The organism is Actinomadura sp. 9N407 (assembly GCF_044326315.1).
In the GTDB taxonomy this organism is placed as follows: Bacteria; Actinomycetota; Actinomycetes; order Streptosporangiales; family Streptosporangiaceae; genus Spirillospora.
Map to the genome: position 1 here is coordinate 25,583 of NZ_JBIRAW010000058.1, position 12,129 is coordinate 37,711.

General features: G+C 67.1%; 11 protein-coding genes and 2 pseudogenes. 10 read left to right on the forward strand and 3 right to left on the reverse strand.

Annotated elements, in window-relative coordinates; genetic code table 11:
* Window positions 1-143: 143 nt before the first annotated feature.
* The 3 genes and pseudogenes from ACH34Q_RS46030 (at window position 144) to ACH34Q_RS46040 (ending at window position 3,157) form a co-directional block, all read left to right on the forward strand.
* A pseudogene (locus ACH34Q_RS46030) lies at window positions 144-978 on the forward strand (IS5 family transposase).
* Between the two features lie 37 nt (window positions 979-1,015).
* Complete coding sequence (locus ACH34Q_RS46035; RefSeq protein WP_395989596.1) at window positions 1,016-1,276, forward strand: hypothetical protein; 261 nt, start codon at window positions 1,016-1,018, stop codon at window positions 1,274-1,276.
* A gap of 579 nt (window positions 1,277-1,855) precedes the next feature.
* Window positions 1,856-3,157: a DUF222 domain-containing protein gene (locus ACH34Q_RS46040; RefSeq protein WP_395989597.1), complete on the forward strand. Its 1,302-nt coding sequence runs from the start codon at window positions 1,856-1,858 to the stop codon at window positions 3,155-3,157.
* 955 nt (window positions 3,158-4,112) lie between these two features.
* On the opposite strand, the gene ACH34Q_RS46045 is transcribed toward ACH34Q_RS46040, so the two are convergent.
* The 3 genes and pseudogenes from ACH34Q_RS46045 to ACH34Q_RS46055 all read right to left on the reverse strand — a co-directional run bounded on the left by ACH34Q_RS46045 (window position 4,113) and on the right by ACH34Q_RS46055 (window position 6,605).
* Entirely contained in the window at window positions 4,113-5,363 is a 1,251-nt protein-coding gene (locus ACH34Q_RS46045; protein WP_395989598.1) for a hypothetical protein, read from the reverse strand.
* A 185-nt stretch (window positions 5,364-5,548) separates the two neighbouring features.
* Window positions 5,549-5,737: a DUF397 domain-containing protein gene (locus tag ACH34Q_RS46050; RefSeq protein WP_395989599.1), complete on the reverse strand. Its 189-nt coding sequence runs from the start codon at window positions 5,735-5,737 to the stop codon at window positions 5,549-5,551.
* A pseudogene (locus tag ACH34Q_RS46055) lies at window positions 5,728-6,605 on the reverse strand (helix-turn-helix domain-containing protein). The gene ACH34Q_RS46050 and the pseudogene ACH34Q_RS46055 overlap by 10 nt, the downstream one beginning before the upstream one ends.
* A 72-nt stretch (window positions 6,606-6,677) precedes the next feature.
* On the opposite strand from ACH34Q_RS46055, the gene ACH34Q_RS46060 reads away from it, so the two are divergent.
* From ACH34Q_RS46060 to ACH34Q_RS46090, 7 genes are all read left to right on the forward strand, one after another.
* Window positions 6,678-7,064: an ATP-binding protein gene (locus ACH34Q_RS46060; protein ID WP_395989600.1), complete on the forward strand. Its 387-nt coding sequence runs from the start codon at window positions 6,678-6,680 to the stop codon at window positions 7,062-7,064.
* Between the two features lie 162 nt (window positions 7,065-7,226).
* Window positions 7,227-7,811, forward strand: a complete 585-nt coding sequence (locus ACH34Q_RS46065; RefSeq protein ID WP_395989601.1) for a TetR/AcrR family transcriptional regulator — start codon at window positions 7,227-7,229, stop codon at window positions 7,809-7,811.
* A 10-nt stretch (window positions 7,812-7,821) separates the two neighbouring features.
* A complete protein-coding gene (locus ACH34Q_RS46070) occupies window positions 7,822-9,018 on the forward strand; it encodes a cytochrome P450 (RefSeq protein ID WP_395989602.1) in 1,197 nt (398 codons plus the stop codon).
* A complete protein-coding gene (locus ACH34Q_RS46075; RefSeq protein WP_395989603.1) occupies window positions 9,018-9,797 on the forward strand; it encodes an SDR family oxidoreductase in 780 nt (259 codons plus the stop codon). The genes ACH34Q_RS46070 and ACH34Q_RS46075 overlap by 1 nt, the downstream gene beginning before the upstream one ends.
* Window positions 9,794-11,137, forward strand: coding sequence for a cytochrome P450 (locus tag ACH34Q_RS46080; RefSeq protein WP_395989604.1), 1,344 nt, complete (start codon window positions 9,794-9,796; stop codon window positions 11,135-11,137). Before ACH34Q_RS46075 ends, ACH34Q_RS46080 begins: the two co-directional genes overlap by 4 nt.
* Window positions 11,134-11,328, forward strand: a complete 195-nt coding sequence (locus tag ACH34Q_RS46085; RefSeq protein WP_395989605.1) for a ferredoxin — start codon at window positions 11,134-11,136, stop codon at window positions 11,326-11,328. Before ACH34Q_RS46080 ends, ACH34Q_RS46085 begins: the two co-directional genes overlap by 4 nt.
* Entirely contained in the window at window positions 11,328-11,876 is a 549-nt protein-coding gene (locus ACH34Q_RS46090) for a nuclear transport factor 2 family protein (protein WP_395989606.1), read from the forward strand. The genes ACH34Q_RS46085 and ACH34Q_RS46090 overlap by 1 nt, the downstream gene beginning before the upstream one ends.
* The last annotated feature ends 253 nt before the right edge of the window (window positions 11,877-12,129 follow it).

Consider the following 12,129-nt stretch of genomic DNA (forward strand, 5'->3'; position numbering starts at 1 on the left):
GATCAGCATGATCCGTTTCCGCCCCGCTCCCGTGAGCCCAGGTGGGGTGGCCCGCTGGCCTGAGAGGTCAAATTCAAGTGTTTATGTAGCGCGACGTGTTGTGGCGTCCGGTGTGGGTGGGCGTGTGGTGTGGGGGCGTGCGTATGGGTGAGCAACCTCCGTGGATCGTGGCCGACAGTTTGTGGGAGCGGGTTGAGCCGCTGCTGCGAAGGTCGAGCGTCGCAGACACCGTCCCGGCTGTAGGCGGCTGGATGACCGCAAGGTGCTGTGCGGGATCTTGTTCGTGCTGCATACCCGGATCCGGTGGAAGTTCTTGCCTCAGGAGCTGGGGTTCGGGTCGGGGATGACGTGCTGGCGGCGGCTGGCCGAGTGGCATGAGGCCGGGGCGGGGGACCGGCTGCACCGGCTTCTCCTGGAGGAACTGCACGCCGCCGGCGAGCTGGACTGGTCCAGGGCGATGATCGACAGCTTCCACGTGCGGGCACTCAAGGGCGGCCCAAAATCGGGCCGAGCCCGGACGACCGCGGCCGAGCCCGGCCGACCGCGGCCGGCCGGGTTCAAAACACCACGTCCTGACCGACGGGCATGGCATCCTGCTGGCGCTGACCGGCGGGAACCGCAACGATGTCACCCAAACGATGTCACCCATTTAACGCCGCTGCTGGACAAGGTCCCGCTGATCCGGGGCCGGGTGGGACGGCCCTGCCGCAGACCCAGGCGCCCGCTGGCCGACCGCGGTTACGACCACGACAAGTACCGCCGCCTGGTCTGGGCCAAGGGCATCAAACCCAACATCGCCCGCCGGGGCACACCACAGCTCGGATCTGGGCGTGCAGCGCTACGTCGTCGAGCGCACGATCGGCCTGCTGCACTGATTCCGCCGCTCATGCATCTACTGGGAGATCCGCGACGGACGTCCACGAAGCATTCATGACCCTGGCCGCACCCATCATCCGCTGGCGATGTCTAGTCCGCTGATGCTGGTAGCTATTCTAAATAGGAAATGGCTGTAACAATGGTGGATGAGGCCGAGTACTACCCGGTGACCGGGGACCCCGAGAAGCTGGCGCAGCTGCGCCGCCGCTGGGAGGGCGGAACGGGCTCAGGCGCATTGGCCGAGTTTGCGGTTTCCCTCGGCCTGAGGCCACCGAGATACTTAAAGTACGGGAGTCTGCCCAAGATCGTCGAAGTCTGGCCACCGGGCGCCGATGAGGGCGTGCTGGAGTGGGACCTCCACAATATTCCAGAAGGCGACATCGACGAGGGCAGGCGCTAACGGCCTCGGCCGAGGCCGGGCTGCAACGGCATCCACAAGACCCTGGCCGCAGCCCATATCCGCCGCCCTCATCAGTCGCCCTTATCCGCTGCAACGCCTCTTCGTTGATTCTGTTAGCACCTCTAAGGGGTGAGGGGAGGGGGTGGCGCTGCGTACGGGGGCGCCCCTCCAGCGTCAAGGGCGCTTCGCGTCGCTTCGCGATCGGCCTCCGGCCGACCCTTGACTCTGGAGCCTCTGCGCCCCCTGAAGGCAGTCCCATCGGGCAGGCTCCGCCTGCCCCGCCCAACGCGCCACCCCACCCCTTCCGTGCTCTTAACGCCTTCACACCCAGGGGATCCAGGCGCGAAGCCGTTCTTCGTGTTGAGGCCGAGGCCGGGAACCAGTCGGTCCCGTCCTTTGATGGTCTGTCCTCGACCCGGTCGGTCCCCGACCCGGTCGGTCCCCGACCCGGTCGGTCCCCGACCCGGTCGGTCCCCGACCCGGCCTGTCCTCAACCGGCGGGAGGAGGCGGGGCGAGAAAGATGGCTTTTCGCGAGGAACCCCTTGTGATCACATGAACACGTTCGGTAGCATTAGCTCATGTGTTCGAGCGTGGTCGATGTGGGGTCGCTGTCCACCGATGAGTTGGTGGACGCGGCGGCGTCGATCGCGGCCGAACTGGCCCGCCGTGACACCCCCGATTCGGCCGCCGCCTGCATGGAGCAGGCCGAGGTCCTGGCGCGCGCGTCTGATGTGCAGGAGGGCTTCCTGGCCCGTCTGATCGCGAAGGTGGACGCCGCCGGTGAGATGCGCCGGTGGGGCTATCCGTCGGCGCAGGCGTGGCTGCGGTCCGGGTTGGGGATGCGTGATGCCCGCGCCAAGGAACGCGTCCTGCTGGCCCGGCACCTGCCCCGGCTTTCCGAAGTCGCTGAGCGGCTCGCCGGCGGTTCGCTGTCGCTGGGGCACGCGGTCGCGATCGTTCAATCGGTGGCGCGGCTGGACGATGAGGATTGCGGCAAGGCCGAGACGTTGCTGTTGGAGATGGCCGATGACGGGTTCTCGGCGGGGAAGGTCGCGGCGTTCGGGTCCCGGATCCGGGATGTGATCGCTGAACGCGACGGCACCGAGCAGGCTCCCGATGACGCGGTACGGGGGTACCGGCGTTCCTGGCTCACCTCGACGCGGTCGCTGGACGGCGGACGGTATGTCAAGGGCTGGCTGAACGCCGAGGATGCCGCCGTCCTCGACGGCTCTTTAGGGCCGCTGGCCAAGCCGGCCGGTCCCGAGGACCTGCGCGATCTGGCCGAACGCACCGCCGCCGCGCTGACCTGCGTCCTGTCCGGCGGGCACCAGGCCACCAAGGTCACCCTCATCTGTGATCTGGACACCCTCACCGGCGGTGATAGCCCGGCGCGGCTGCCCGACGGCACCCCCATCCCGGCCGCACAGGCACGCCGCATCGCGCTGTCGGCCGGAGTATCACCGCTGCTGCTGGGATCTGGTGGTCTCCCGCTGTATCTGGGGCGGCGGGCCCGGTTCGCCAGCCCGGCGCAGCGCCGCGTGCTGGAAGCGCTCTATCCGACCTGCGCGGTCCAGGGCTGTGAAGTCCCTGGCACGCTGTCTGAAGTCGACCACGTCGACGGATGGGCCCTGGACCACGGCGCCACCGACATCGACCGCCTCACCCTGTGCTGCGGATGGCACAACCGCTGGCGCCACACCAACCCCCACCAAACCCACATCCACAAAGACCACAACGGACGATTCATCTACCGACTCCTGCCACCCCCCGGACACGACCACAAACCCCAAACTCTCTACCCCTGGTCAGCAGGAGAAGGGCGCGCCACAAAAGCAATCCTCCGCCGTGACCGCGCCGGTCCCCACACCTCGGCGGCGTGACCATTGCCGCGCGGGTGGACGGGGTGGCGGCGAGGATCGCCTGATCACGCGATCCTCGATCTATCGCGCCGGATTGCCGCCGGTCCTTCAGGACTCCTTGGCCGATCGTGCCCGAAAACTCCATGACGGCGTTGCGGAGGCGAAGCGAGTCCGTACGGCGTTGAAGAGCGCGAAGGCGATTCGCCGTGAGCTGACTCTGCATCTCCACCAGATGGCCGCCGGCATCAGACGCTGCATGTACTGCGGGGACAGTCTTGGGACGAACATTGATCAATTCGAACCCCTGGCACAGGCCTTATTACGCGTCTTCGACTGGCCGAACCACCTTCTTGCCTGTTCCCCCTTGCAACAGCAAAGCCAGGCGGGAGTTCTTTCCTGGGGACGAGGCCGGCGGTTCGATGCTTATCGATCCGTCCAGTGAGGATCCGTTCGATCACCTTGAGTTGGCACTCACCGCAGGTACGTCGAAGCCCTGACCCGATGAGGCGAAGCGACGACCGCCCCCTTCGGCCTCAATTGGTATGACCTGGAACGAGCCGGTATGCCCTGGAGGGATGAAGGGTCACAGCGTTCGTTCGGGCGCGTTCCATGGTCCGACCACAGGACTTCGGTCAGGGAGGACCGGACCCCGCTTTGCGAGGCTGCTGCAAGGCCGCCGAGGGCCCAGGGCAGCGCGCCGCCGGCAGGGCACTGCGCGAACAACCCTTCGCCGACGTCCTCTACACGATGCTGCGCCATCGGGAGCTTCCCGATGCATAACGGACCTTGAGAGATCCCGCACTGGTCGACGCGCTCGGCGACCCCGGCTTGCACTTCTGATCCTGACGAGGCAGAACCCTCCCCAGTCATCTGTGCGGCCCCGTCATCTGTGCGGCCCGTCATCTGCGCCCGCCATCTCCCTGAACCTCCCCCCGCGCGAGCAGGTCCGCACCATCAGGCGGCCTAAGGTTTCTCGTCAGGTCGCGGTGTTCGAAGAGGATCTCTTTCCGATCGACGACAGCGGGATGCCGAACACGGTGCGCCGTCCGTTGTACTCGGTGAGGGTCCACATTCGCTTGCTCTGCGGCTCGTAGGTCAGGTCTTCGATACCGCCCGCCGGGACTCTGGTGTACCGCTCCGACGAGCCGATCTTGGCGCGGTGGACCCACGCGGGCTTGCGGTCGAACTCGCTGGTGGTCAGCACGAACTCGGGCTCGGCCGCGTCCCCGTGGGTGATCGCACCATTGATGTTGGCCCGCGTCGTCACCCACGCGCCGCTGGCCAGGGCCTCGTTCTCGGAGGATTCCACCAGCCAGCCGTCATCCCCGAGGTCCCACCGAACGATCTCCGCGTCGGCGTTCTTGGTCGAGTGGACCCCGGCGCGGTCCTTCTTGTATTCGGCGATGATGAGCGAGTTCGGCGTTCTGGTGCGGTCGAGGCTCACACACGAGAAACGCAGGGGCTGCTTGGGTTCGTAGCAGCGGCTCTGCGGGATCGCGTAGCGGTAGTCCGCCGCGTACACCTTCCCGTCGTACATCCCGATCTTCTTGTGCGAGCTGTCGGGCTGGGCGCGCCAGATGTTGTTGAGGTCGAACACGCGGAGCTCCTGGGTGTCGGCGACGTAGAGCTTGTCGCCGACCCACGCGATGCCGCCGGCATGCGAGTCCGCCGGCATCGCCTGGAAGCTGCCGTCGCCGTCCGGCACCACGAGAAGGGCGTGCCGGTACTTCGGCTTCTCGGGGTCGTCGTAGTTGATGAACGTGACGCGGCAGCCCCGGTCCGTGCCGTCCCGGCCTTTGTCGTCGTGCCAGCTGGCGGCGATGATCCGGTGCCCCGCATACGTCCCGTCGGCGTGGGCGTCCCACGACGCGGTGAGCCCCTGCGGGATCCAGGTCGTACCCTCGTTGTCCTCGTCGTTCCAGCAGAACTGGACCGTGTCCGAGGTCGGCGGAGTCCCGCACGGCGCCTGGGCACTGTGGTTCACGTCGCGTATCACGTCGGCGATGCCCACGAGATCCGCCTCATCCGCTTCCTGGATCTTCTCGCGGAGCCGCTCGATGCGCTTCTCGAAGGTATCGGCGTCGTCGGCATCCCCGATCTTGGGGTCTGCGTCCAGCGCGAATTCCTTACCGGAAGGCTCGATCAAGGTCGGCTGGAACTCGGCAGCCGCCTTGGACGTGAGCCCGGACACGAACCTGGACACCAGCTCGGCACCAGGAAAAGGCATATGAGACACCTTCCACTTGGGAGCTGCTCTGACCGTCCTACGGGAAGGTGCTGGAGGCAGCTCCGGCGGCCGGACGTGATTCGATCAAGCTCGACCTTGCCTGAACGAACCACGTCCCGGATATCACCATGCGCGACCTGGGTTCAAGACTCCCGAGAGTGCCAGGGCTGTGGTGTGGCCGACGTTCAGTGGGTTGGGGGGACTGCCCGTACGGCCGCGCGGAAGGTGGCGGGGGACAGCAGCAGTACGGGTCCTTCGGGGTCCTTGCTGTCACGCACGGCCACCACGCCGGGGGCACCGGCCAACTCGACGCACTCGCCGCCGTTACTCAAGCTTCGTGTTGCTTTGCGCCACTTGGCATCGCTCAAGTCCATCGTTCCTCGGCCACCTTCCTAATGAGATCTCGCGACATGTGTCCTGGAAGTGTTCTGTCTCGGAGGTCGACCAGGAGGCGCGAGATCGCTGCCAAGTCCGTAGGATCGTCCGTTGTCAGCCCTCGTATAGCCGTCTCCACATAGGCTATCTGGCTCATGTCCGCCATAGTAGCGAGGACGAAACTGCTCCCGTTTCCTGGGTGTTCGCCACTGCCACTCACAACCTGGACCGTCACGTTCGGTCGCTCACTCAGCGAGAGCAAGTGCGCTAGCTGATCACGCATCGTCTCGGCGGTGCCGACAGGGCGGTATGCGCCTGCTCATCGACCAGAAGCGCCAAGGTGGGCGGGTGTTTTCTATCAAGGAGCCTTTGACGCTCCAGGCGGGCCGTCGTGGCCTCCTTGTTGCCTCCGAGTATCGCGGTGGCGTAGCTCGAGGACTGGGCCAAACCAGCTATCACTGAGAGTTGGTAGCACGTCAACTCGATCGCCTCAGACTCGATCTGTGGCCAGTCGAACCAGATCGGGACGGGGTGGCCGTCCTTGTTCAGGTTTTCCCACAGGCTGATCAGGGAGCCGTCCGCGTCCACGTGGTCGTCGACGATCTCCACGAACGATCGGGTTGCCCGCTTTTTTCCAGTCTCGATCTTGCTGACCTGGGGACCGCTCACGTTCGTGATCTGCGCGATGGTCTCTTGCTTGACGCCTTTGGCGTCTCTCAGGCGGCGCATCTGACGGCCGAATGCGACCAGGGCGGGGTTCTCTCGGGGACGCTGACGCCTGGGGGCATGGCGCTTTCCTCTCGGTGGAATCTTCCGAGCGCGACCAGCGATCCTCCTCTGGCTGCCGCATCCAAGCGGCAGGCAAATTCTAGCCCGAAAGGTGACTCAATGTGAGATGACGAAAGCAGAGGGCAATGGAGGAATCATGGGAGAGGAATCGTGGGAGAGGTCGATCAGGGGGAGATCGTGATCAAGCGGCAGCCGCGGGCTGTCGCCGAGGTGCGGAGGTTCATCCGGCTGACGCTCGGCCGCTGGGGGATGGAGGACACGCCGTGCCTGGTGGCCAGCGAGCTGGTGACCAACGCGATCCGGTACGCGAGTACCGCCGATGACGACGTGACCGTACGGCTCGGGCGCCTTGAAGACGGGGCGCTGTGGCTGGAGGTACAGGACGCGACCAGTGAGATGCCGCGCATTGTGGACGCGGCGCTCAACAGCGAGTCAGGCCGGGGCCTGTTCGTGGTCGAGCAGTACACCCGCTACTGGGGCGTCCGACCGCTGGCGGACCAGACCGGCAAGGTGGTCTTCGCCGTCCTTGACCCGTGAAGGCCATGCGAGCTGCGCCGTCCTGTCGGTCCCGTCAAGGCGTTCCCAGCCAAGGCGTTCCCGGTCAAGGCGTCCCCGTCAAGGATCCTTGGCCTGCGGCGCAGCGTTCGCTGACACGGGTGTGCTTGCCCGTGCAGGCGAACTGAACTATTGTCTGGACACGTGTCCGGAAACCAGGAGCTGATCACCGAGTCCACCCGCCGCCGTCTCACCGAGCGGCAGGCCGACACCGTGCGGAAGCTGACCGACGCGGCCGTGGCGGAGATCCGCGAGACCGGCTTCGAGGGCCTGACCGTACGGAACGTCGCCAAGCGCGCGGGGGTGGCGCCGGCCACCGCCTACACCTACTTCGCCTCCAAGAACCATCTCATCACCGAGGTGTTCTGGCGGCGGCTCAGCGCGCTGCCGCCGGTCCGGACGGGCGGGACCCTGCAGGAACGGGTGGTCGCGGTGCTGCGGGAGACCACGCTCCTGGTCTCCGACGAGCCCGAGCTGGCGGCGGCCTGCACGACCGCGATGCTCGGGACCGATCCCGATGTCCGGGAGCTGCGGCTGCGGATCGGTGTGTCCATCCGGCGGCGCCTGGAGGTGGCCGTCGGCGACGGCGTCCCCGCCAAGGTCGTCGACGCGCTGGAGATCGCGTACGCCGGTGCGCTGGTGCATGCGGGCATGGGCTATACGTCCTATGCCCGGATGGCCGACCGGCTCGCCGAAATGGCAGAGCTCATCCTGCCCGACCCCGAATGAGGTGACGGCCGTGGGCCTTTCCCCCCAGGTCTCCTACAGCCCCTTCGATTACGCCATTCACGACGACCCCTATCCGACGTACGAGCGGCTGCGCGAAGAGGCGCCGCTCTACCGGAACGACGAGCTCGGTTTCTGGGCGCTTTCCCGGCATGCCGATGTGGCCGCCGCGTTCCGGGACCACGGTACGTATTCCAGCAGCAACGGCGTTTCGGTGGAGCCGAGCGCGTGGGGCCCGCACGCCGCCAAGACGATGTCGTTCCTCGCGCTCGATCCGCCCACGCATACGCGGATGCGCGCCCTGGTCTCCAAGGGATTCACGCCACGGCGGGTGAAGGAGATGGGCGACGACATCCTGCGGCTGACCCGCCGGAACATGCAGTTCTTGCTCGACAAGGGCGAGGGTGACTTCGTCGCCGACTTCGCCGGGCTCCTTCCGATGGACGTCATCTCCGAGATGATGGGCGTTCCCGAGGCCGACCGGGCGGAGGTACGGCGGCTCGCGGATCTGGTGGTGCATCGGGAAGAGGGCCTGAACGATGTCCCGGTCGCGGGCATGGAGGCCGCGCTCACCCTGGTCGGCTATTACGAGGAAATGCTCGCGGAGCGAAGGAAGCGGAAGAGTGACGACCTCACTTCGGCGCTGCTGGAAGCCGAGATCGACGGGGACCGGCTGGCGGATCGCGAGATCATCGCGTTCCTCTTCCTGATGGTGGTGGCCGGGAACGAGACCACGACCAAGCTGCTGGCCAACGCCATGTACTGGGGCCACCGCAATCCCGAGCAGGTGGCCAAGCCGTTCGCGGATCCGGCGCGGGTCGATGACTGGATCGAGGAGACGCTCCGGTACGACACGTCCAGCCAGATGCTCGCCCGTACCGTCACTGAGGACCAGGAGCTGTACGGGCAGCGCGTACCGGCGGGGGACAGGATGCTCCTGCTCGTCGGGTCGGCCAACCGGGATTCGCGGGTGTTCGAGCGGCCCGATGACTATGACCTGGATCGCGACACGTCCCAGCTCGTCAGTTTCGGTGGCGGCCGGCACTTCTGCCTCGGTGCCAATCTCGCGAGGCTGGAGGCGCGGATCGCGCTGGGCGAGCTGGTACGGACCGTCTCTTCCTACGAGATCGACGAGTCCCGCGCGGAACGCGTCCATTCGGCGAACGTGCGTGGATTCGCGACCCTTCCCGTGAAGCTGGAGGTGCGCTGATGCCGAGGTTCGATCCCCATCCTGAACGGCGTCCCGCAGTGGTGACCGGTGCCTCGTCGGGCATCGGTGAGGCCACGGCGACCGCGCTGGCGATGGCCGGTCATCCGGTCGCGCTCGGTGCGCGGCGAGTGGAGAAATGCGAGGAGCTCGCCGCGACGATTCGGGCGGGCGGCGGTGAGGCCTTCGCCCACCGTTTGGACGTCGGCGATTCAGATTCGGTGAAGGCTTTCGCGGCGGCGGCGGAGGACGCCCTGGGCCCGATCGAGGTCGTCGTCTCGGGGGCCGGGGATCTGGCCGCCGAGCGCATTCACGAAGTGGATTCCGAGGCCTTCCTGGCCCAGGTCCAAGTGCATCTGGTGGGCGCGCATCGGCTGGTGTCGGCGTTCGCCCGGAGCATGGTCGCGCGGAAGCGCGGAGATCTCGTCTTCATCTCCTCCGATGTCGTACGGGTGCCGCGGACGCGCATGGGCGCCTACGTGGCCGCCAAGAACGGCGTCGAAGGCATGGCGCGCGCGATGCAGATGGAACTCGAAGGCACCGGCGTCAGGGCGTCGATCGTCCGTCCCGGCCCCACCACGACCGGAATGGGAATGGGCTGGGACGCCGAGACGACGGGCGAGGTCCTGGAGGACTGGGTGAAGTGGGGCGTCGCCCGCCACCCGTACTTCCTGCGGCCGTCCGATGTCGCCGGCGCGGTCGCCATGGTGGTCGGCGCGCCCCGCGGATGCCACCTCTCCCTGATCGAAGTCCAGCCCGAGGCCCCTTTGGAGGAGTCATGACCGAGCTTCTCGCGCCGTCCGTCGTTTCCGGTGGCCCGGACCATCTGGAGGAGCTGCGCACCGATCCCATCGGGCTCATGGCCCGCGTCCGCGAAGAGTGCGGGGACGTGGGCGAGTTCCAGCTCGCCGGCCGGCGCGTGGTGCTGCTGTCGGGCGCCGAGGCGAACGAGTTCTTCTTCCGGTCCCCGGACGAGGAGATGGACCAGGCCGCGGCGTACCCGTTCATGACCCCGATCTTCGGCGAGGGCGTGGTCTTCGACGCCACCCCCGAGCAGCGCCGGGAGGCCCTGCACAACCAGGCGCTCAAGGGATCGTTCCTCAAGGGGCACGCCGCCACCATCGCCGCCGAGGTCGAGCGGATGACGGCGGACTGGGGGGACGAGGGGGAGATCGACCTGCTCGGCTGGTTCGCCGAGCTGACCATCTACACCTCGTCCGCGTGCCTGATCGGGAAGAAGTTCCGCGAGCAGCTCGACGCGCGCTTCGCCGAGCTCTACCACGACCTGGAGCAGGGCACCGACGCGATCGCCTACGTCGACCCGTACGCCGACATCGAGAGCTTCCGCAAGCGGGACGCGGCGCGGCGCGGGCTGGTCGAGCTGGTGCAGGGGATCATGGACGGCCGGGAGCCGAGGCCGCCGAAGGAGGACCGCGACCTCCTGGACGTGCTGATGTCCATCAAGGAGGAGGACGGCAGCCCGAAGTTCTCCGCCGACCAGGTCACCGGCATGTTCATCTCGATGATGTTCGCCGGGCACCACACCACCTCGGGCACCGCGGCCTGGACGCTGATCGAGCTGCTGCGCCACCCGGACGTCCTGGGCGGCGTCGTGGGCGAACTCGACGAGCTGTACTCCGACGGCAGCGAGGTCAGCTTCCAGGCGCTGCGCGCGATCCCGAACCTGGAGTCGGCCATCAAGGAGGCGCTGCGGCTGCACCCGCCGCTGATCCTGCTGCTGCGGGTCGCCATGTCCGACCAGGAGGTCGTCGGCCACCACATCCCGGCCGGCACCATGGTCGGCTGCAGCCTGGCCGTCTCCAACCGGATCCCCGAGGACTTCCCCGAGCCGGACGCGTTCCGTCCCGAGCGCTACATCGCGCCCCGTGAGGAGGACCTGCTCAACCGGTGGACGTGGGTCCCGTTCGGTGCAGGCCGGCACCGGTGCGTCGGCGCCCACTTCGCGATGATCCAGCTCAAGGCGATCTTCTCGGTGCTGCTGCGGGACTGGGAGTTCGAGCTCGCCCAGCCGCCCGAGACGTACCGCAACGACCACTCCAAGATGGTCGTCCAGCTGGCCCAGCCCTGCGCCGTCCGCTACCGCAGGAGGCAGCGCCCATGAGGATCGAGGTGGACCTGGACCTGTGCCAGGGCCATGCCATGTGCGAGCTGGAGGCCCCGGACGTCTTCGAGGTCCCCGCCAAGGGCAAGGTCCGCGTTCTCGACACCGAGCCGTCCGACGACCACCGCGCCGAGGTGGCCGCCGCCGTCCGTTACTGCCCCACCCAAGCCCTCAAGCTTCTGGAGACGTGATGCCGGAATTCTCCCGCGAAGAGATGGACGACATGGTCCAGTACTGGCTGGACGAGAACAAGCGCGCCGAGGAGGCGGGCGACTGGCGCCCGCTGGCCGACCTCTACACCGAGGACGCCACCTACGGCTGGAACATGGGCCCGAACCAGGACTTCATGGCCGTCGGCCGGGCCGAGATCCGCGACATCGCGCTCGGCCAGGAGATGGGCGGCCTGGACGGCTGGACCTACCCGTACCAGAGCATCCTGGTCGACGAGCGCAAGGGTGAGGTCGTCGGGTTCTGGAAGCAGATCGCCGACGTCCCCCGCGCGGACGGCAGCGCCTACGAGGTCGCGGGCATCGGCGGCAGCTGGTTCCGGTACGCCGGGAACCGGCAGTGGTCGTGGCAGCGCGACTGGTTCGACCTCGGCAACGCCGCCGCCATCTTCATGGAGATGATGAAGGCGGACGTGCTGTCGGACGGGATGAAGCGGCGGATGGACCGCAGCGTCAAGGGACGGCCGCCCGGCTTCTACAAGCGCGGTGAGGGACCCCTCCCCCTCTGGTGACTCCCGCCCCTCTGGTGACACTGCACCTTTGGTGCCCTTCGCCCTTGGCGACACTGCATTTCTAGGGACACCGCATTTCTAGGGACACCGCATCTCTAGGGACACCGCATCTCTAGGGACACCGCATCTCTAGTGTCCTGAGTCATTAGTTTGTTGTTACTCGGTAGGGTGTGGGGATGCCGAGCCCGAAGCTTGAGCCAGTGGTGTTGTCCGATGAGGAACGGTCGGCGCTGGCCGGCTGGGCCGGGCGGGG